21 protein-coding genes are annotated in these 19,652 nt (G+C 71.5%); 10 read left to right on the top strand and 11 right to left on the bottom strand.

The genetic code is table 11. The features are described from left to right. Positions 1–18: 18 nt before the first annotated feature. Positions 19–1,542 carry a glycosyltransferase family 2 protein gene (locus HJC40_RS33790; protein ID WP_250007450.1) on the bottom strand — a complete coding sequence of 508 codons (1,524 nt, stop codon included), beginning with the start codon at positions 1,540–1,542 and terminating at the stop codon, positions 19–21. A gap of 389 nt (positions 1,543–1,931) precedes the next feature. Here HJC40_RS33790 and HJC40_RS33785 point away from each other — a divergent pair, with 389 nt between their 5' ends. The 3 genes from HJC40_RS33785 to HJC40_RS33775 all read left to right on the top strand — a co-directional run bounded on the left by HJC40_RS33785 (position 1,932) and on the right by HJC40_RS33775 (position 4,931). After that, on the top strand, positions 1,932–3,107 hold the full coding sequence (locus HJC40_RS33785) for a hypothetical protein (RefSeq protein ID WP_250007496.1): 1,176 nt from the start codon (positions 1,932–1,934) through the stop codon (positions 3,105–3,107). 66 nt (positions 3,108–3,173) lie between these two features. Further along, the gene (locus tag HJC40_RS33780) at positions 3,174–3,536 is read left to right on the top strand and encodes a hypothetical protein (protein ID WP_250007449.1); all 363 of its coding nucleotides are present in this window, start codon (positions 3,174–3,176) and stop codon (positions 3,534–3,536) included. A gap of 102 nt (positions 3,537–3,638) precedes the next feature. Continuing rightward, positions 3,639–4,931, top strand: a complete 1,293-nt coding sequence (locus HJC40_RS33775; RefSeq protein WP_250007448.1) for a polysaccharide deacetylase family protein — start codon at positions 3,639–3,641, stop codon at positions 4,929–4,931. 250 nt (positions 4,932–5,181) lie between these two features. Here the strand turns inward: HJC40_RS33775 and HJC40_RS33770 are convergent, their stop codons facing one another. The 5 genes from HJC40_RS33770 to HJC40_RS33750 form a co-directional block, all read right to left on the bottom strand. Next, positions 5,182–6,054, bottom strand: coding sequence for an aldo/keto reductase (locus HJC40_RS33770; RefSeq protein ID WP_250007447.1), 873 nt, complete (start codon positions 6,052–6,054; stop codon positions 5,182–5,184). Positions 6,055–6,119: 65 nt separating this feature from the next. Continuing rightward, the gene (locus tag HJC40_RS33765) at positions 6,120–7,160 is read right to left on the bottom strand and encodes an ABC transporter ATP-binding protein (RefSeq protein WP_250007445.1); all 1,041 of its coding nucleotides are present in this window, start codon (positions 7,158–7,160) and stop codon (positions 6,120–6,122) included. Then, a complete protein-coding gene (locus tag HJC40_RS33760) occupies positions 7,157–7,954 on the bottom strand; it encodes an ABC transporter permease (RefSeq protein WP_250007487.1) in 798 nt (265 codons plus the stop codon). Before HJC40_RS33760 ends, HJC40_RS33765 begins: the two co-directional genes overlap by 4 nt. Beyond that, positions 7,951–8,757 (bottom strand): molybdate ABC transporter substrate-binding protein, encoded by an 807-nt coding sequence (gene modA / locus HJC40_RS33755; protein WP_250007444.1) that lies wholly within the window; start codon positions 8,755–8,757, stop codon positions 7,951–7,953. The genes HJC40_RS33760 and modA overlap by 4 nt, the downstream gene beginning before the upstream one ends. Further along, positions 8,754–9,152 carry a TOBE domain-containing protein gene (locus HJC40_RS33750; protein ID WP_250007443.1) on the bottom strand — a complete coding sequence of 133 codons (399 nt, stop codon included), beginning with the start codon at positions 9,150–9,152 and terminating at the stop codon, positions 8,754–8,756. The genes modA and HJC40_RS33750 overlap by 4 nt, the downstream gene beginning before the upstream one ends. Before the next feature lie 101 nt (positions 9,153–9,253). Between HJC40_RS33750 and HJC40_RS33745 the strand changes: the two genes are divergently transcribed. Then, a complete protein-coding gene (locus HJC40_RS33745; protein WP_250007442.1) occupies positions 9,254–10,237 on the top strand; it encodes a class I SAM-dependent methyltransferase in 984 nt (327 codons plus the stop codon). Positions 10,238–10,305: 68 nt separating this feature from the next. Next, positions 10,306–11,229, top strand: a complete 924-nt coding sequence (locus tag HJC40_RS33740) for an NAD-dependent epimerase/dehydratase family protein (RefSeq protein WP_250007440.1) — start codon at positions 10,306–10,308, stop codon at positions 11,227–11,229. On the opposite strand, the gene HJC40_RS46350 is transcribed toward HJC40_RS33740, so the two are convergent. Both HJC40_RS46350 and HJC40_RS33730 read right to left on the bottom strand, forming a co-directional pair. Further along, positions 11,210–11,653, bottom strand: coding sequence for a GNAT family N-acetyltransferase (locus tag HJC40_RS46350; protein ID WP_250007439.1), 444 nt, complete (start codon positions 11,651–11,653; stop codon positions 11,210–11,212). The two genes, HJC40_RS33740 and HJC40_RS46350, sit on opposite strands and share 20 nt — an antisense overlap. Beyond that, a complete protein-coding gene (locus HJC40_RS33730) occupies positions 11,650–12,552 on the bottom strand; it encodes an aminoglycoside phosphotransferase family protein (RefSeq protein ID WP_250007438.1) in 903 nt (300 codons plus the stop codon). Before HJC40_RS33730 ends, HJC40_RS46350 begins: the two co-directional genes overlap by 4 nt. A 94-nt stretch (positions 12,553–12,646) precedes the next feature. Between HJC40_RS33730 and HJC40_RS33725 the strand changes: the two genes are divergently transcribed. The 3 genes from HJC40_RS33725 to HJC40_RS33715 are packed head-to-tail and all read left to right on the top strand — an operon-like array spanning position 12,647 to position 14,894. Next, entirely contained in the window at positions 12,647–13,336 is a 690-nt protein-coding gene (locus HJC40_RS33725) for a hypothetical protein (protein WP_250007437.1), read from the top strand. Between the two features lie 5 nt (positions 13,337–13,341). Next, positions 13,342–13,680, top strand: a complete 339-nt coding sequence (locus HJC40_RS33720; RefSeq protein ID WP_374273359.1) for a transcriptional regulator — start codon at positions 13,342–13,344, stop codon at positions 13,678–13,680. Positions 13,681–13,688: 8 nt separating this feature from the next. Beyond that, positions 13,689–14,894, top strand: coding sequence for an acetylhydrolase (locus HJC40_RS33715; protein WP_250007434.1), 1,206 nt, complete (start codon positions 13,689–13,691; stop codon positions 14,892–14,894). Here the strand turns inward: HJC40_RS33715 and HJC40_RS33710 are convergent. After that, positions 14,882–15,718 (bottom strand): hypothetical protein, encoded by an 837-nt coding sequence (locus tag HJC40_RS33710; RefSeq protein WP_250007433.1) that lies wholly within the window; start codon positions 15,716–15,718, stop codon positions 14,882–14,884. The two genes, HJC40_RS33715 and HJC40_RS33710, sit on opposite strands and share 13 nt — an antisense overlap. A gap of 69 nt (positions 15,719–15,787) precedes the next feature. Here HJC40_RS33710 and HJC40_RS33705 point away from each other — a divergent pair, with 69 nt between their 5' ends. After that, complete coding sequence (locus HJC40_RS33705) at positions 15,788–15,967, top strand: hypothetical protein (protein WP_250007432.1); 180 nt, start codon at positions 15,788–15,790, stop codon at positions 15,965–15,967. On the opposite strand, the gene HJC40_RS33700 is transcribed toward HJC40_RS33705, so the two are convergent. Both HJC40_RS33700 and HJC40_RS33695 read right to left on the bottom strand, forming a co-directional pair. Continuing rightward, the gene (locus HJC40_RS33700) at positions 15,964–16,776 is read right to left on the bottom strand and encodes a PrsW family intramembrane metalloprotease (protein WP_250007431.1); all 813 of its coding nucleotides are present in this window, start codon (positions 16,774–16,776) and stop codon (positions 15,964–15,966) included. The genes HJC40_RS33705 and HJC40_RS33700 overlap by 4 nt on opposite strands. Before the next feature lie 55 nt (positions 16,777–16,831). Continuing rightward, entirely contained in the window at positions 16,832–18,085 is a 1,254-nt protein-coding gene (locus HJC40_RS33695) for a multidrug effflux MFS transporter (protein WP_250007430.1), read from the bottom strand. 207 nt (positions 18,086–18,292) lie between these two features. On the opposite strand from HJC40_RS33695, the gene HJC40_RS33690 reads away from it, so the two are divergent. After that, complete coding sequence (locus tag HJC40_RS33690; RefSeq protein ID WP_250007428.1) at positions 18,293–19,642, top strand: nitrate/nitrite transporter; 1,350 nt, start codon at positions 18,293–18,295, stop codon at positions 19,640–19,642. The last annotated feature ends 10 nt before the right edge of the window (positions 19,643–19,652 follow it).

Here is a 19,652-nt window from a genome sequence, read left to right as displayed (position 1 = left end):
ACCGTGGCATGGATGGCACTAGCGGGAGGAGCGGTATCGCTCGATACGCTCGCGCTCTGCCGGCCCTGGAAAGAAGACTCGGGTTTCGTCGCGCATCCAGCCAGTAGCAGCAGCGGCAGCACTAGCAAGCACCGTTTCATGGTCACCTCCGATCGAGACCTCGACCGTCTGCCGGGTGCCCCACTTGAACCGCATGCAGGAGGCGATCGCCCAGAGCCGCCACACTCGCAGCACCGACCACTGCCAGAGCGTCGTGACCGGACCGAGCAGGAGGTACCAGCCCAGCTGGGCCGCGCGGGACTGATCGGACCGACGGACGGTAAAGATGCGCAGCAGCTGAAGGTAGCCGAAAACGATCAGTCCCGCGAGTGCCGTGAGGAGCAGCTTGCCGTCCGCGACCAGCGCATCGGTGTCCCCGCCGCGGGCCCAGGCGATGGCGTCGGCCACCGGCTTCACCACGAACAGCGACCCTACGATGATGGTCGAACCGACGGTCTGGATCCACTTCACCAGGTGGAGCCAGTAGGCGATCCGGTGCATCGGGAGGTACTTGAACCGCCAGAAGGAGCGGATGAAGGATCCCCGCAGCCAGCGCAGGAACTGCCGGCGGTGGTTGCTCATCTTCTCCGGCATGACGCAGAACGCGAAGGCGTTCGACTGCTGCACGGTCTTGCCCCGGATGAGCGCCTGCAGCGTGAGGTAGGAGTCGTCGGAGAACTCGACGCGGCGCCCGAAGAACTCCTCGTTCGCGTAGCCGTGCCGGCAGTCGTCGAGCACCGCGGCGCGGTAGAGCGAGATCCCGCCCGAGTTGACGAGCACCGAGCCCAGCGCCGACGTGGCCGACCGGTCGGTCAGCTGCGACGCCGTGCAGATCAGGTCGACCCCACGGGCGATCGGGCCGTTCAGGTTGTAGGTGAAGAACACCCCGGCGACCGACATGACCTTCGGGTCAGCCAGGGGCATCAGCAGGTTCTCGAGCGCGTCGGGGGAGAGCACCGAGTCCGAGTCGATCGTGAGGTAGGCGTCGGCCCAGCCGGCGAAGCGCAGCGAGGCCGCGACGTGGGTCGCGCGCTTGCCCCGGTTGAGGTCGCGGACCCACACGAGCGGGATGTTGGCCTCGTTGGCCGCCTCGATCGCCCACAGCTCGGTGGGCAGATAGTCCACTTTGTTGGAACCGTCGTCCCGGACGAAGATGGCGTCCAGCTGCCGGGTCTGGGCGAGCAGGCCCCGGATGGTCGCGATGACCGCGTCGACGTCCTCGTTGTAGAGCGGGACGACCGCCACCACTTTGAGTTTCGCCAGCTGAGCGGCCTGTTTCGGGGTGACCCGCTTGGGCCGGTCGAAAGTCGCCAGCAGAAGTTGCAGAAAGAAGACGACAAAGGCGAACGCGTAGACCACTTCGTACGACGAGACGTCGGTGTCGAAGTTCTCGAACCGGGTCACGTGGTGATAGAGCCAGAACGAGGCGGCACCCACCATGAGGACCACCGCGGGAAGTGCCCGTCCCGGGGTCCATCGTGCCGTCTTGGCAGCCTTCGTCACGGCTTCATCCCGCGCCGCCAGAACAGGCGGATCGACAGCGCGAAGGTGATCACGATGCCGGCCGCGACGAGCAGAATTTGGAACAAACCTAGGTGGGCGCCCACGTAAACCCAGCTTTCTTCAAGGGGTGAACTGCTCGTGGCAGCGGGAGACAGGTTACACACAGGTACGCCGCCATGGTGCCCGCCCGAATTCTGTCCGCGGAGACCACTGATCGGTCGCTTGATTTGTCCGATATGTACGCTGCATCAAGCACGCACGCTGCCTCAAAAGCCATCAATCGGATCTTGTTCGCGATAAAAAACACGTTGGCCGGGGCTGACGAATCCGGCGCGGGGTGGTCCAATCTCTGCTGTGCATGCCCCGTGCCCTCGAGAGCCTTCGACGCCGTGACCGACGATTACGGTCGGCGTGACCCCTCGCGCGGGTACGGCTCGTCCGAGGGTCAGTGGGCCCCGCCCGACACCGCGCGGCACGGCGACGTTCCGCCGCAGCGAACCGGCACTCAGTACGGCGGACGTCCCTACGCCCCGTCCTCCGGCGCCCCGCCGGCTCCACCCGCGCGTCAGCCCTGGCCGGCGCCGACCGGCCCCGCTGCGCCCGGTCAGCGTCCGGCCCCGGTCAGCCCCGGTGGGCCCGGCCGGCGTCCGGCCCCGGTCAGTCCCGGCGTGGTCGGTCAGCGTCCGGCCCCGGTCAGCCCGGCTGTGCCTGGTCAGCGTCCGGCCCCGGTCAGTCCCGGTGTGCCCGGCCGGCGGCCGGCGCCGCAAGGCGACGGAGGGCAGCCTTATCGCGCGGGCGGCACCTACGGTCGTCCCGGTGAGTACGGCGGCGCGCCCCAAGAGGAACCCGCACCCCTCCCGGCCTTCGAGCCCGAGCCCGAACGCCGTTCCCGCAAGCCGCTGGTCTTCGTGCTCCTGCTCGTGCTGGCCGCCGCGGGCGGTGGCGGCTGGTATTACCTGCGCGGCTCCGACAAGCCGCCGACCGCGCAGGAGCTCCGGGTCGCGGACCGCGGCGCCGACCCCTCGCCGCTGACCGTCCGCGAGGTCTTCCCGTCCGCCACGGTTCCCGGCGCCGACGGGGCCTACAAGGTTCTCAAGACGCAGGAAACGGCCAAGTGCGACGCGGCGGCCAGTGGCGCCATCGCTCAGGAGCTGGCCACGGCCGGTTGCACGCAGGTGGTCCGGGCCACCATGACCTCGCCCGACGGCGCCCTGGTCATCACGGCCGGCCTCTTCAACCTCGAGAGCCGGGCGAAGACGGAGAAGGCGGCGGCTGCCATCAAGGAGGCCGTCGACAAGGGCACGGGCCGATTCGGCGGTCTGCTCGCGGGCGGGCCGTCCGACATCGTCAGCCGGGCCGCCGCCAACCTGGCCTGGGAGGTGCGGGGCCACTACCTCGTGTATTCCCTGGTGGCGGAGGCGGACGGCAGCGCGATCACCGAGGACGACGCTCGCGCCCAGGTCGTCCGGGCCGACCTCGTCGAGACGTACCTCGGCGGCGGGGTCGTCGGTAAGCGGGAGAACGGCGGCGCGGCGCCGGCGGGTCCCGTCACCCAGCCGTCCTGACCAGCAGCTGAGTGAGGCATCTCGCAGGGCCTTCATCTGTCGAAACGCACGTGAAATACTCTCGCGGTGCAACCCAGCAGGACGCAACTGATCGCCGTACTGGCCAACGAACTGTGGTGCGCCACGCTCGCGCCCAACATGCCCTATTTGAGCGCCGAACTCCGGGAACGGATGAAACGCCCCCGGGTCGGTGATCTCGTCGTGGAATTCTCGGCGGGACAGCGCGGCGACCAGGACGGCGTCGGATGGCTCCGGGACATCGAGTTCGCCGACGGCCGGGGCGGTGACAGCGTCAACATCGACGGGCGGCGCGTGGTCAGCGCCTGGATGATCGAGCCTCTGGACAAGCCCGGTCAGAAGCTGCGGTGGGGAAACGCGACCTTCTTCGCTGTTCCGCTGCAGAACGCGCGAGCCTGGCTGTCCGAGTAGCGGTCCGTCCGACCAGCCACCGTCCGACCAGCCACCGTCCGACCGGCCACTGTCCGACCAGCTACTGCCCGACCAGCCACCGTCGACCAGAGGAATTCTTTCGTGCCGATCATCGCACCGCGGGCGGTTCCGAGGTGGGCCCCGGCCTCCTGGACGCAGAACTTCCAGACCGGCCATGGCTGGAGCACCACCGGCGGCAACGTCGGCACGTCGAACCTCAACGACACCACCGAGTTCGTCCGCGGGACGCAGTCGGTTTCGATCACCACCGCCGGGCGCGCCACCGCGAACGCGGCCTCGGTCGACCAAGCCAACGTCCAGCGGCTCGGCGGGGCGCCGCTCAACCTGACCGGCAAGGCGATCCGCCTGCTGTTCAAGGTCTCCGACGTCACCAAGCTGCGGTGGATCAGCTTCTACGTCGGCACGTCGGGCCTGGCCAACAACTTCCGCTGGCGGGCCCACACCAACACGACGACGCAGAACTGGGTGCAGTCCGGCGAATGGGTCATGGTGACTCTGCAGTGGGGCGACGTCCAGGCCGCGGCCGGCAGCTTCTCGCTGACTCCGGACCGTGTTCCCTCCACCCGGACCGGCTTCACCGATCTGCGCTTCCAGGTGATCGACGCCGGCACCGGCCCGTGCACCGTCCGGCTGCAGTCGGTCGAGATCGTCGACGACACCAAGACGTCCTACGCGAACGGCCTGGTCTCGATCACGTTCGACGACTCGTGGTCGGATGTCTTCGACAACGGCCGCCCGGCGATGGACACCTACGGCTTCCGCGGCACCACCTACACGATCGCCGACCAGATCGGCACGGCCCAGAAATACAACCTGGCCCAGCTCAAGGCGGCGCAGAATCTGTCCGGCTGGGAGGTCGCCGGCCACGCCTACAAGGGCGCCGTCCACGAGGCCCGCTACGACGGCTCGACCGCGGCCGTGGTCGACGCCGACGCCGCCGCGCTCCGGGGCTGGCTGGTCGAGAACGGCTTCCACGGCGACTCGTTCGCCTACCCCGGCGGGCGGTTCGGGAAGACGACGGACGGGGTCAGTGTCGAGTCGCTGGTGGCGCGCTACTTCTCCACCGGGCGGTCGATCATCGCCGAGGACACGCGTGAGGCCGTGCCGCCGCCGATGCCGACCCGGCTGCGGTCCCTCACCGGGATCAGCTCGGCGAGCGCCGGCCTGGCCAACCCGGCCAACCTGACCGGACCGGGTGGACTGCTCGACCGCGCCCAGCTTTCCGGGGGCTGGCTCATCCTGTGCTTCCACCGGATCGTCGCCGGCACCCCGGCCTCGAGCGCCGACTGCAACCGCGACGACTTCGCCGCGATCATGCGGGCGATCTCCAGCCGCGGCATGACCGTGCTCCCGGTCGGCGACGTCATTCGCTGAGCCAAGCCCGCGAAGTGATGCGCTGAGCCAAGCCCGCGAAGTGATGCGCTGAGCTGAGCTTGCGACGCGATGCGCTGAGCCAAGCCTGCGACGTGATGCGCTGAGTTGAGCTTGCGACGTGATGCGCTGAGTAGAGCCTGCGACGTGATGCGCTGAGTTGAGCCTGCGACGTGATGCGCTGAGTTGAGCTTGCGACGTGATGCGCTGAGCCGAGCCCGCGACGCGATGCGCTGAGCCCGCGACGTGTGGCTCAGCCCGTCAGGGCGGTCAGGTGGTCGACCATGCGTGCCCGCTGGCTCTCGTCGGGTAGCGGGCCGCGCAGAGCGGCCATGTTCTCGGTCACGTGGGCGGGGCTGCTCGAGGACGGCACGACCACGGTGACGGCCGGGTGCGCCAAAACGTACTTGAGGAAGAACTGGGCCCAGGTCGTGGCGCCGAAGCCGGCTGCCCACCGTGGCACCGGCTGGCCGGCGACCAGCGCGTGCAGACGTCCCTGTTCCATCGGCATGGTGGCGATGACCGGGATGCCGCGCTCGGCCGCGAGGGGCAGCAGGTGCGCCTCGGCGTCCCGGGTGAGAAGCGAGTAACGGACCCGCACGACGTCGATCGCGGCGTTGCGCATCAGGATCTCGATGGCCGGGAAGTAGCGGGGCTCATGATGGCTGACGCCGACGTGGTTCACCCGTCCCGCGTCCTTCCACCGCTTCAACGCCGGCACCATCTCGTCGACACCGGCCAGCTCGCCCACGTGCACCGCGTCGATCCGGCGGCCCGGCCGGGGCTGTGCGGCGACCGCGCCGACCGTCCGGGTCAGGAACAGGTCGCCGGTGTCGCGCCGGGAAGCGAACGCGACCTCGGATCGGTCGTCCAGCCGGGAGGTGTCGACCACGCGACCGCCGGCCTGCGCGAACACCCGTACGACCTGAAGGCTCGCGCCGGGCACCAGGCCGAGCCCGATCGCGGGAAGCCGCTCGCCGGACCGCAGCGACCGCGTCACCGGGGCCGAGGAGGCGTGCGCAGCCCGGTCGCCGGCTCCGGCCCCGAGCACCGCCCCGGCCGCGGCCGCACCGATCAGCACCTGCCGTCTGGTCGGCCGGCCGAACACATCATTCGTCAATGCCACGTCGTCACTCCCGAGGTGCTGCAACGAGACCGGGTCGAGGGTCGTCGACGATCTCGCCGCGTACGTTACTGAACCGCGCGGTAGGCGCGCACCTCGGTGGCCTTCACCGTGGCCCAGACCTCGCGGCCCGGTTCCAGGCCGAGATGCACGGCCGCGGCCGGGGTGACGTCGGCCGCGACGGGGAGGGGCCCGGTCAGCTCGATGCGCAGGGCGTCGCCGTGGCGGGAGACCGCGGTGACCGTGGCCGGCCAGGTGTTGCGGGGGCTGCCGTCGGGGCGGCTCGCGTAGAGCGCGACCGCCGAGGGCGGGAAGGCGACGAAGACCTCACCGTGCTCCTCGGCCGCGGTGACCAGCGCGAAGCCGTCGGGCAGGGCGACCGTCGAACCCTCGGCCCGGCCCCGGTAGAGGTTGAGGCCGACCAGGCGGGCCACGTAGTCGGTGCGGGGCTGGGCGGTGATCGTGGCGGCGTCGCCGGTCTGCACGACCCGGCCCTCTTCGATGATCACCAGACGGTCGGCCAGCATCAGCGCGTCCAGCGGGTCGTGGGTGACCAGCACCGTCGCCCCTCCGAAGGCGGCGAGGTGGCCGCGCAGGTGGGCGCGGGTGTCGAGGCGGGTGCGGGCGTCCAGCGCGGCCAGCGGCTCGTCGAGCAGCAGCATCCGGGGCTCGGTCGCGAGCGCGCGGGCCAGCGCCACCCGCTGGGCCTGGCCGCCGGAGAGCTGCCGGGGCTTCTTGCGGACGTGCTCGGCCAGCCCCACCCGGGTGAGCCACTCCTGCGCGGTGCGGCGGGCGTCGGCCTTGGGCACGTGGCGGCACCGCGGGCCGAAGGCGACGTTGTCGAGCGCGCTGAGGTGCGGGAAGAGCAGGTAGTCCTGGAACACGACACCGATGCGGCGCTGCTCGGGCGGGAGCTGGTCCAGGCGTACGCCGTCGAGGGTGATGTGGCCGCCGTCGAGCCGCAGCAGACCGGCCAGCGCGCGCAGCGTCGTGGTCTTGCCCGCGCCGTTCGGGCCGAGGAGCGCGACGACCTCGCCCGGCTCGGCGGTCAGGTCGACCTCGAGCGAGAAACCTTCCCGGCGTACGTCCAACCGCGCGACCAGGCTCACGGCGCCACCCACTTGTCGCGCAGGGCGGCCAGGATCGCCACCGACACGGCCAGCAGCACGAGGCTGAGCACGATGGCCGCGTCCACGTCCTGCTCCAAGGCCAGATAGACAGCCAGGGGCATGGTCTGCGTACGCCCCGGGAAGTTGCCCGCGAAGGTGATCGTCGCCCCGAACTCGCCGAGCGCGCGGGCCCAGCAGAGCACCGCGCCGGCCGCCACCCCGGGCGCGATCAGCGGCAGCGTGACCCGCCGGAACGCCGTCCAGCGGGTGGCGCCCAGCGTGGCCGCCGCCTCCTCGAAGCGGGCGTCCGCGCCGCGCAGGGCGCCCTCCACGGCGATCACCAGGAACGGCATCGCCACGAACGCCTCGGCCACCACCACGCCGGCCGTGGTGAACGGCAGGCTCACCCCGAACGTCTGGTCGAGCCACTCGCCGAGCAGCCCGCGCCGGCCGAAGACCAGCAGCAGCGCCACCCCGCCGACGACCGGCGGCAGCACCAGCGGCACGGTCACCAGTGCCCGCACCAGCCGCCGGCCCGGGAACTCCTGGCGGGCCAGCACCCAGGCCAGCGGCACGCCCAGGATCAGGCACACCACCGTGGCCAGGCTCGCCGTCACCAGCGACAGCCGCAGCGCGGCGAGGATGCCCGGCTCGGTGAGGCGTTCCGGCAGCGTCGACCACGGCGCCCGGATCAGCAGCCCGGCCAGGGGCAGGACGAGGAACGCCAGGCCGAGCGCCGCCGGGACGGCCAGGGCGAGCGGGATCCTCGACGCGCCCGGTCGCCGGGCGCTCAGGGCTTCTGGAACCCTGCGTCGGTGAGCACCTTGAGCTCGGGCTCACTGCGGACGAAGGCGACGAAGGCGGCGGCCGCGGCCGGGTTGGGCGCGTCCTTCAGCGTCACGATCGGGTAGTCGTTGATCGCGCCGGCCGACTCGGGGAACTCGACGCCGTCCACATCGGCCGATGCCGCCTTCGCGTCCGTGCGATAGACCAGGGCGGCATCGACCTCGCCCAGCTTAACCTTGGACAGGGCCGACTTGACGTCCGTCTCCAGCGTCACCGGCGTGACCCGGACACCGGCGGCCGCGAACGCCTTGGTCGCCGTCGAGCCGCACGGCACCTGCTCGGCGCAGAGCGCCACCTTGAGGTCGGGCTTCGTCAGGTCGGACAGGGTCCGGATGCCCTCGGGGTTGCCTTTGGCGGTGGCGATGACCAGCTGGTTGCGCACGAAGACGACGGGCTCGCCGTTCGCGTCACCCGCGTCGACGACGGTCTTCATGGTGGCCGGGCTGGCCGCCGCGAACACGTCGGCCGGGGCCCCCGAGGTGATCTGCTGGGCCAGGCCGGAGCTTCCGCCGTACGCCATGGTGACCTGGAGGTTGGGGTTCTGGGCCTGGAAGTCCTGCTTGATCCGGTCGAACGACTCGGTCAGCGACGCCGCGGCGAGCACGACAAGTTCTCCGGTCGCGCCGGACCCGGCGCTGCCGGAGGCGCCGCCCCCGGCCGGCGCCTCGTTACCGCTGTCGCCCGAGCCGCCGCCGCAGGCCGCGGTCGTGAACACGGCGATCAGGGCCACTGCGGTCAGAACGCGTCTCATCTGTCGTCTCCTCGTTCCACGACCACGGTGGTCGATTTGATGACGGCGACCGCCGTCGAACCCACCTCGAGCCCCATCTCGTCGACCGCCTCGCGGCTCATCAGCGACACCACCCGGAACGGGCCGGCCTGGATGTCGACCTGGGCCATCACCGAGTCGCGGGTGATCGCCGTGACGATGCCCCGCAGCCGGTTGCGGGCCGACGAGCGGCCTGTGCCCGGGTCGGGCTCGTCGGCGCTCGACCGCGCGAAAGCGGCCAGATCGACGCCGGCGATGTGCCGGTGCCCGTGGTCGTCGCGGTCGGCCGGCAACCGCCCGGCGTCGACCCAGCGCCGGACCGTGTCGACGCTGACGCCGAGCAGTTCGGCGGCCTCGCCGATGCGGTAGGTCGTCACCGGGTCACCATAGGCCCGCACTTGCGAGGCTGAGAAGCGGTTTGAACTCGCAGATACGAAACCGTTGCCGAGGTCACACCCGCGACGGCATGCTGGTGGGCGTGTCCCAGCGCCTCACCGAGGTCACCTCGTTCCTGGCCGAGATCCTCACCCCTCGCGCGCCGCTCACCGTCATCGTCGACGGCGGTGACCACGGCGCCGCCGCCCGGTTCGCCTCCTGTCTGGCGGCGGCGTTCCCGCCGTCGGCCCGCGCCTGGAAGGTCGACGCGGTGCTCGGGCTGACCGGTCCGTCCGGCGGCGTGCTCGACTCGGCGATGAACGTGCTCGAACCGGCCACCGACCGGGTGATCGTCTATCTGCGCTCGGGCGCCCGCGGCCCCGCGGGCGAGGGGGAGCGGCGGGCCCAGGTGGTGATCGACAACAACGATCCTCAGTGGCCGGTGATCCGCGAGCTGCACCCGCGCCTGGCCGGCCCCGAACGCTGGCATCTGGCCGAGAGTCAGGCCTTCTTCGCCCCGCGGGCAGCCGGCTGGGACGAGAAATTCGGCGACGACCTTCCCGCGTACGCCCGGGCCGTCGCCGCGGCCGGCCCGGCGCCCGGCGAGGTGGCCCTCGACGTCGGCTGCGGCACCGGCCGGGCCCTGCCCGCCCTGGTCGCCGCGGTCGGCCCGACCGGCCAGGTGATCGGCATCGACTGCACCCACGACATGCTGGCCCAGGCCCGCGCTCGCGGCCGCGACCGCGGGGCCGCCCTGGTGCGGGCCGACGCCTCGCACCTGCCGCTGGCCGACGCGACGGCCGACGTCGTCTTCGCCGCCGGCCTGGTCCACCACCTGCCCGATCCCGCGGCCGGCCTGACCGAGCTGGGCCGCGTCACCCGGCCCGGCGGCCGTCTGGTGTTGTTCCACCCGACCGGCCGCGCGGCGCTGGCCGCCCGGCACGGCCGCGAGCTGAGGCCGGACGAGCCCCTGAACGAGGACAACCTTCGGCCGTTGCTCACCGGCGCGGGGTGGGCCCTCTCGTCCTATGAGGACGACGACAACCGCTTTCTCGCCATCGCCGTCCGGACCGGCTCCACCGGTTAGGATCGACCGCCGCAGGCAGTGAACGACTGGGGTGAGGCCGTCTTCACAGCCTGAAAGGAAGCTCAGAAATGCGCATTCTGGTGCTCGGCGGCACGCGGTTCGTCGGCCGTGCCGTTGTCGAGGCCGCGCTCGCCGCCGGCCATGACGTCACTCTCTTCAACCGGGGCCGGACGGCGCCTGGGCTCTACCCGGAGGCGGAAACCGTCGTCGGGGACCGCACCGTCGACCTCTCACCGCTGGCCGGGCGGCGGTTCGACACGGTCGTCGACTGCGCCGGCTATCAGCCCGAGGTGGTCGGCCGGTCGGTCGACGCGCTGCGGGACAGCGTCGGGCGTTACGTCTTCGTCTCCTCGGTCTCCGTGTACGCCGATCAGAGCGTTCCGGCGGATGAGGGCTCGGCCGTTCTCGACGACGACTCGTACGGCGGTCGCAAGGCGCGCTGTGAAAGCGTCGTCCAGGAAGGCCTCGGGGAACGGGCCCTGATCGCGCGGCCGGGCCTCATCGTGGGGCCGCACGACCCGACGGAGCGCTTCCCGCACTGGCCCCGCCGGCTGGCCCGCGGCGGACGCGTCCTGGCCCCGGGCGCGCCGGACGACCCGGCGCAGCTCATCGACGTACGGGATCTGGGCGCCTGGCTTCTGAGCGAGAACACCGGCGTCTTCAACGTGGTCGGCCGGCCGCTGCCGATGCGCGAGCTCCTCGACGCGTGCCGGACCACCGCCCCGGCCGAACTGGTCTGGGTGCCGGGCGCGAAGCTGATCGCGGCCGGCGTGGACCCGTGGATGGGTGTGCCGCTCTGGATCGGCGATCCACAGTGGGCCGCGGCCAACCTCGTCGACGGCGAACGGGCCCGGGCCCACGGCCTGACCACCCGGCCGGTCCACGAGACGGCGGCCGACGTGCTGGCCTGGGACGTCGCGCGCGGCGGGCCCGCCGACGACCCGTTCCCGCCCGAGGCCGAGGCCGAGCTGTTCAGCCGAGAGGCAGGTTGAGCATCTCCAGGCCGGTGACCGGGCGGAAGCCGGCCGCGGCATAGAGGGCGAGCGCCGGGGCGTTGCCGGTCTCGGTCTGCAACGACACCCGGCGCGCGCCGGCCGCCCGGGCCGCCTCGACGACGTGGGTGAGCAGGGCCCGCGCCACACCGCGCCGCCGGGCTCGCGCCGGGACGTACAGATCGCGGACCAGCCAGGCCTCGCCCAGCGTCAGCGAGGCCGGCAGCACGGCGGTGGTGACGAAGCCGAGGTCCGCCGCGGCCGCCACCCTGAGCCGGCCGGCCGTGACCTGGCCGGTCAGCCACGCGAGAGTCGCCTCGACGTCCGGGGGCTCGCCGTAGTGGGTCCGGTATTCGTCGAAGAGCGCGGCGACCGCGGCGAAGCCCGGATCGGCCGGGGTCGTCCACGCGACCTGACCGGTCACAGCGACGCCAACTCGGCCTCGAGCAGAGCGGTCACGTTCCGCTGGCGTTCGCTGTCCGCCGCGATGCCCCGGCTCGGCCCCTCGGCCAGCATCAGCACGTAGAGGTGAACCCGGTAGAGCGCCAGCCGGATCTCCTCGTCCGCCGTGAAGGGCCCGGCGCCGTAACCGATCGCGAACGGGTGGGCGGCGTCGATGCGACGGAACAGCGCGGGCGACACGAAGTCGAGCAGCGGATCGCCGTAGAGGTAGCGCTCGCCGTCGACCAGCCCGCTGAGCGACCCGTCCGGCGCCACCAGCACGTTGCCGTCCCACAGGTCGAAGTGGAGCAGCGCCGGCCGGGTCACCGTGGCCAGCACCGCGCGGTGCCGTTCGACCAGACCGTCGAGCGGTGGCAGCGGCACCTCCCACGCCGCCGCGTCGGCCCGCAGGGAGGCGATCATCGCGGCGAAGGCGCCCGGCCAGTCCGCCGCCGACGGCCGGTCCCCGGTGTAGCCGAACCGCGGCCCGCTGATGGTGTGCACCCGGGCCACCGCCGCGCCCAGGTGCCGCCGCGCGAGGGGCGAGTCGCCCTCGGTCAACGGCCGCCCAGGTAGGAGCGACGAGATGATCCAGCTCTCGCCGTGAGCCAGCACCACCGGCACGGGCGCCTTCCCGCGTACGAGGGTGAAGTACTCCGCCTCGGCCGGGATCAGCCCCCGCTCGTACTCCAGAAGGCGAGCCGACGGCGGTGGCCCCACCTTGACCACGACGTCACGCCCATCGCTGAGCGAAGCCCGCCAGACGGCGGCGAACCCGCCCCCGGTCAACTCGGTCGCCTCCGACACGAGGGCCCCGAGGCCGTCCCGGACGATCCCGGCGATGCCATCGACGCCGATCCGAGGCTGGGTGGGACTACGCATCCCGCGAGGCTAGCGAAGACACCGAGCGCCTGTCCGCCCCCGCCCGGCCCTTCTCGCACTAGCGCCGATCGGTTTGCTGTGGAAACCTATTGGCATGACCACCGACTCGGCCTCCGCCGCCGGCGATCCCCGCCGACTGCTGTCCGACATCCGCGCCCTCGCCCATCGCGTTCGTCTCGACCAGCGAATGACCTGGGCCGCGCTGCTCGTGCTGGCCGCGGCGACGCTGGTGGGCATCCCGTTCGACTGGTTCGGCATGAAGGTGACCTGTTATCCCGACGGCGGCTGCCAATACGCGAGACAGGGCTTGCTGTATTACTGGCCGGTGGCGATGCTCCTGACCTACGCGGCCATCGCCTTCTGCTATGTGCGGGCGGCCCGGGCGCGAGGTGTCGGAACCCGGGTGTTGCCGTATGCGATCACCGGCGCGGCCACGACGGTCGTGTTCCCGGCCGCCTGGTTCGGCCTGCGGCTCTATCTGTCCAGCCATCCGGTGCCGGAGGGGCCGCTGCCCTACTGGTGGTTCCTGCTCGACCGGCTGGTCATGCCGTGGGCCATGGTCGGGGTCGCGCTGCTGGTGCTGGCCTGGCTGGAGCGCAACGTCGCACTCCTGCTGTTCACGCTCGCCTACCTGGCTCTGGTGCTGGTGCTGCCGTTGAACATCGGCATCGGACCGCCCAAGTGGGGTCTCCGGGCGCAGTTCGCGGTGCCGCAGCTCATCGTCGGTGTGGTGCTGCTGCTGGGCGCTCTCGGCTTCCGAGCCGCCCGACGGCGGCCTCGGTGACGGCCGTGACACAAACCCCGGATCCGGACGCCGCGCACCCGGCCAACGGACTGGACGAGGTCGTGCACCAACGGGTGCGGCTGGGCATCCTGGCCATCACGCACGAGGCCCGCCGGGTCGAGTTCGGCTATCTGCGCACCCAGCTCGAGCTGACCGCGGGCAACCTTTCCAAACACCTGAGCGTGCTCGAGGCGGCCGGCCTGATCGAGGTGGAGAAGGGCTACGAGGGCCGGCGCGGCCGCACCTGGATCACGCTTACCGACGACGGCGTCACCGCGCTGTCCAACGAGATCCGGCGGCTCAAGCAGCTGATCGCCCGCGTCGAGACCACGAACGACGAGTAGGAGACGCCATGCCCCGCACACCGTCGATCGAGAAGTACCTGTCCCGCCGTGGCCTGCTCTCCGCCGCGCTGGGCGCGGGGCTCACCGTGCCGCTCGGCCTGGCCGGGCCGGCGGCAGCGGCCGATCGCCCGCCCGCTGCCGGCGCACCCCGCATGGTCCTGCCCGCGCCGACCGGTCCGTACCCGATCGGCACGGTGGCCCTGCACCTGGTCGACCGGTCGCGGCCGGATCCGGTGGCCGGTCCGGGCCACTACCGCGAACTGATGGTCAGCCTCTGGTATCCGGCCCGGGACGCCGCCCGTCACCCGCGGGCCGTCTGGATGTCCGACCCGCTGCTGCGCGATCTGCTGGAGTTCAACGGGATCCCGTCGGCCGCGGTGGGCGGCCCTCCGATCACGGCCGGGCGGGTGGGTGCTCCGGTACGGCGCGCGGGTGGTCCCCTGCCGGTCGTCGTCTACTCGCCCGAGGCCCACGACCAACGCGCCGACACCACGATCGTGGTCCAGGAGCTGGCCAGTCACGGCTACCTGGTGGTCACTGTGGACCACACGTACGACGCGTTCGTCGAGTTCCCCGACGGCCGGCGCCTCGCCCCGATCGACGGCGAGCACTCCCTCGGCGCCCCCGACTTCGCCGCCGACATCCCGTACGTGCTGGACTGCGTCGACGGTCTCGCGGCGGGCCGGAACCCCGACGCCGACGGCAAACCGCTGCCGGCCGGGCTGATCGGCGCACCCGACCCACGGCGCATCGGCATGTTCGGCACCTCGAAGGGCGGGACCGCGACCGCGCTGGTCATGGGCGTGGACCCGCGCGTACGGGCCGGGCTGAGCCTGGACGCCCCGATGGAGCCCCTGGTCACCGCCGACCTAGATCGCCCGTTCATGCTGATGACCGCGGATTACACCCGGGCCACGGCGCCGGTCGCCCAGTTCTGGTCCCACCTGACCGGCTGGAAACTCAACGTCCAGGCCCGCGGCGCGATCCACAACGCCTACGACGACTACCAGTTCCTGCTGCCGCAGATCGGGGCGGCGCTCGGGTGGAGCGAGAAGGTCCTGCGGTCGTGGATCGGCAAGCTGCCCCCCGGCCGGGCGGTGCGTATCCAGCAGGCGTACCCCCTGGCGTTCTTCGACCTGCACCTGCGCCACCAGCGGCAACGCCTGCTCGAAGGCCCCAGCCCGGCCTTCCGCGAGATGCGCTACCTCCCCTGAGGCCGACCGCCAGGCACCCATGGCGTCTCTGGGGAGTCAACTGCGGTTGGTCGGTTTTCCTCGTGTCCGGCCGCGAGTTCCTGATAAGCGGTCAGCACGACAGCGGTCTGCTCGGCCAGGTCGGTTGCCGGATCGGTGCGCACGTCCCAGGGTGCTGCGCCGACCATCGCCGAGTCGGCCTGTGCGAGCGCCTTGTACGCGCGGCGTTCCCGCTTGGAGGTGCGGCGCGCGCTGTCCGGACGGTAACTGAGATGGGCGCAGTGCTCGGCCAGCGAGCGCAGACGACCGGACCGCCGGGCGATTTCCTGGTCCAGGGTTTCCAGACGCTGCACCACCTGCTCGCGCCGCGCCCCCAACTGTTGCCGGAGCGGGTCGTCCCAGTCGAAGCCGTATTGGGCGAAGGTCGCTTCGTCCCGGGCGGCGACCAGCTCACCGCGCTCGGCGTGCAGGCGGGCCAGGTCCCATCTGGCGCTCTCGACTACCGCGGTGACGTCTTCGAGACCGATCATCCCTTCCGCTCGTGGCCACGCGCTGAGGATCGTCCGGCACCACTTCTCGACATCCCACCAGGCGTGGCCGTCGACGACCGCGGCTCGAGGCCGTGCGAGCAGGGCACCGGCGACGGCCAGGATCGCCGCGACCGCCGGCGCGACGAGAGCCACCCCGGGCAGCCACGACTGCCGGCTGAGCAGGACCACACCGCCGGCCGCGGCGACGACCGCAGTCAGGACCACCGCGGTCCGCGCGGGCGCGACGGTGAGAAACCGCGCCCGCCTCCAGCGCGATGGGCCGTGCACGACGATGGGTGGCCCGTGAGTACGCAAACCGCACCTTCCCCGCCGAACGGCAACCTGCCCATTTCCTCATACCGAAGGCGCCACCAGAATCAGCCGATGAGCCATGTCCCATCACCGCTTTTCGAGGGGGAGATGGGCGCCGCGGCCGCGAACGAATCAGCGCAGACTTCCACCCTGCTGGCCGCCGCCACCAACCTCGCCGGACAGTTGCACCAGAACCACAACGGCGGCCCGTCGGCTACGCCGGCCAACCGCCGTTCAGCACCAGTCGCCTAGATCGTCAGGGGTTGCAGTGCCGCGGGGGCGGGGGAGTGGTCGGCGAACGCCCGGTAGTGGCGCAGGGCCAGGAACAGCCAGCCCAGGCTGACGACGGCCAGGATGACGTACGGGATCGGCGCGCCGAAGGTGTCCCAGCAGGTGTGCAGGACGACCGCGCCGGCGAAGGTGCCCAGGAAGGCGAGCACGCGACGGGCGCTCGGGGCCGCGATCAGGGCCCACAGCGCGCCGGCGGTCAGCCCGGTCCAGGCGGTGTGGCCGGCGGGGGCGGTGAGGCCGCGCAGGAACAGGGTCTGCTCGACGCTGCCGATGTTGCCGTTCGAGGCGAGCAGCGCGGTGAAGGCGTACCCCATGGTCTCGAGGGCGGCGAAGCCCAGGCCGGCCGCGACCCCGATTATCAGGCCGTCGGAGGGCAGGCGGCGCTCGTGCCGGCGCATGATCGTGAGCAGCAGGATCAGCGGCACGATCAGTTTGGCCGACTCCTCGATGATCGCCACCAGCACCATCGGCAGCACGCCGAGGCCGCGCAGGGTGTCGTATTCGAGGGTGCCCGCGACCACGATGCCGATGACCCCGCCGAAGAACGCCGAGATGGCCAGGGCCGAGGTCGGCACCTGCCAGCGGCCGGTGCGGGCCTGGGCGAAGGTGAGGAAGGACAGCGGTACGACCGTCGCGCCGAGCAGGATCAGCGCCGGCACGAAGTTGGGGTTCTGCGTGTGGACCAGGGTCCGCAGAACGACGGCGTACAGGGCAAGACCGGTGACCAGGACGCCGAGCCAGGCCCACCGGCGAGGGGATCGTTCGCGCATGCGGCCCGACTACCCCGCCGGTGAGATCGGCTCACGGCAATGCGACGCGCGTCGCTCAGTGTGCGACGGCCATCACGGGCTCACCGGTCTCGACCGGAAGCCGGCTCGGCCGGACGACCGTTTCCAGCACCACGACGGCGGCGATCATGCCGCCGAAGACCACGATGGCCATGGCGATCGCGCTGTTGCCGAGCACCCCGACCAGCGGGGCGGCCAGCGCGCCGACGCCGAACTGCACCGCGCCCAGCAGGGCCGCAGCCGTCCCGGCGGCCTCGCCGTGCCGGGACAGGGCCAGCGCGGGGGCGTTGGGCATGGCCAGGCCGACGGTGGCGAGCACCAGCCACAGCGGGATCAGGATGCCGATCAGGCCGCCGAAGCCGGTGGCGGCGAAGACGAGCAGCACGCCGCCGAAGACCGCGCCGGCGATCAGCGAGGAGCTGAGGATCTGCGCGGGAGTCCAGCGGCGCAGCAGGCGGACGTTGAGCTGGGTGGCGCCGATCAGGCCGACCGCGCCACCGGCGAAGACGTACGCGAACTGCTGCTGGCTCAGCCCGTACTCGTCCTGGAAGACGAAGGACGAGCCGCTGACGTACGCGAAGAGGGCCGAGAAGGCGAGCCCGGCGACCAGGATCAGACCGACGTACGCGCGGTCCTTGAACAGCGTGCCGTAGTCGCGCAGCGTCCCGGTCACCCCGCCGTTGCGGCGGCGCTCAGCCGGCAGCGTCTCGGGCAGCAGCAGCGCGGTCGCGGTCAGGATCGCGATCGCCATCAGCGCGAGCACCACGAAGACGCCGCGCCACGACGTCCAGGTGAGCACCGCGCCGCCGATGGTCGGCGCGAGGATCGGCGCCACTCCGATGACGAGCATCAGCCGGGAGAGCAGCTTGGCCGCGGCGAGCCCGCTGAACAGGTCGCGCACGATGGCCATCCCGACCACGGCGGCCGCCGCCGCGCCCAGGCCCTGCAGGACCCGCAGCGAGCCCAGGATGGCCAGGTTGGGAGCGACCACGCAGAGAACGGTGGCCAAGACGTGTACGGCGACCCCGGCGAGCAGCGGGGCCCGGCGCCCGATCGCGTCGGAGAGCGGGCCGATCAGCAGCTGACCGAGGGCCAGGCCGAGCAGGGTGCCGGTGAGCGTGAGCTGTACCGCCGCCTCGGTGGAGTGCAGGTCGGTGGTGATCGTCGGAAGCGACGGGAGGTACATGTCGATCGTCAGCGGCCCGAGGGCGGACAGGAACCCGAGGACGAGGACGATGCTCAGTCGACGGCCGGAGGGCAGGAGCTCCCCGGGGGACAGGTCTTGGCGCATATTCAGCGTCAAGGCGGCCGGACCCGGGATTCTTCCGCCGGGTAATAGTGATCACAACGTCGCCGAATCGCGGAAATGGGCTTGACGCCCTGGTCAGACGATCAGTGACCGGACCCACGTCTCGTTCGGGGCGGATTCGGTTGTGACCGGCGGCCGGACGGGCAAGGCTTGAGTCCTTACGTGCCAAGAGCGAGTGGAAGGCGTCTCATGCCCTTGCGTACTCCAGCACGGGCTTGGGCGGTCTGGGCCGTCGGCCTCGCCGCGTACATCGTCGCCGTGCTGCACCGCACCTCTCTCGGCGTTGCCGGGCTGGACGCGCAGCACCGTTTCGACATCGGCGCCGGGGCGCTCGCCTCGTTCGCCGTGCTGCAACTACTCGTGTACGCCGGTCTGCAGGTGCCGGTCGGGCTGTTGCTCGACCGCTTCGGGTCGCTGCGACTGGTGGTCAGCGGCGGTGTGCTGATGGCGGCCGGTCAGGCGATCATGGCAACCACCGATCACGTCGGCGGCGCGGTGCTGGCCCGCGTCCTGGTCGGTGCGGGCGACGCGATGACCTTCATCAGCGTGTTGCGGCTGGTGCCACAGTGGTTCCCGGCCAACCGGGTGCCCGTTCTGACCCAGCTGACCGGCATCGTCGGGCAGGCCGGGCAGGTGCTGTCGGCCGTGCCGCTGGCGATCCTGCTGGCCGGGCCGGGCTGGCGGACCGCCTTCTTCGCGGCGGCGGGCGCCGGGGTCTTCGTGTCGATCGCCGCGTTCGCCGCGCTGCGCGACACCCCGGAACGGCGGCTCAGCAACGGCGCGTCGATGACGATGCGGCAGCTCGGGGAGAACCTGGGCAGCGCCTGGCGGCATCCGGGCACCCGGCTGGGGTTGTGGACGCACTTCACGACCCAGTTCATGGGCACGGTGTTCGCGCTGATGTGGGGCTTCCCGTTCCTCATCGCCGGGCAGGGGCTGGCCCGGGAGACGGCGAGCTCGCTGCTCACCCTGTTCGTCCTGGTCGGCATGGCGGCCGGACCGCTAATCGGGATCCTCGTGCAGCGGCACCCGTTGCGCCGGTCGTGGCTGGTGCTGGGCGTGGTCGGCGTGAACGCGGCCGGCTGGGGCCTGGTGCTGGCGTGGCCGGGGCATGCGCCGCTGCCGGTGCTCGTGCTGCTGATCGTGGCGCTGGGCCTGGGCGGCCCGGGCTCGATGATCGGCTTCGACTACGCTCGCACGTTCAACCCGGCCAGCCGGCTGGGCACCGCGACCGGCGTCGTCAACGTCGGCGGCTTCGTCGCGTCGTTGCTGTCGATCGAGCTGATCGGCCTTATCCTCGACGCGCGCACCGGCGGTGCCGCTACCTATGACATCGCCGACTTCAAAGTGGCCATGTCGGTGCAATACGTCTTCCTCGTGATCGGCGTGGTCGGGATCCTGCGAACCCGCAGGCTGGCCCGGCAGCGCATGGCCGAGGAGGGCATCGTGGTCCGTCCACTCCGCGAGGTGTGGGCACAGCGGCGGGGTTTAGCGATCAGCCGTACGGAGAAGGCGAAGAGCTTCACCGGACAGAAGTAAGCACATCCGA

This window comes from Actinoplanes sp. M2I2, assembly GCF_023544445.1.
In the GTDB taxonomy this organism is placed as follows: domain Bacteria; phylum Actinomycetota; class Actinomycetes; order Mycobacteriales; family Micromonosporaceae; genus Actinoplanes.
This window is presented reverse-complemented; position numbering and strand designations above follow the sequence as displayed.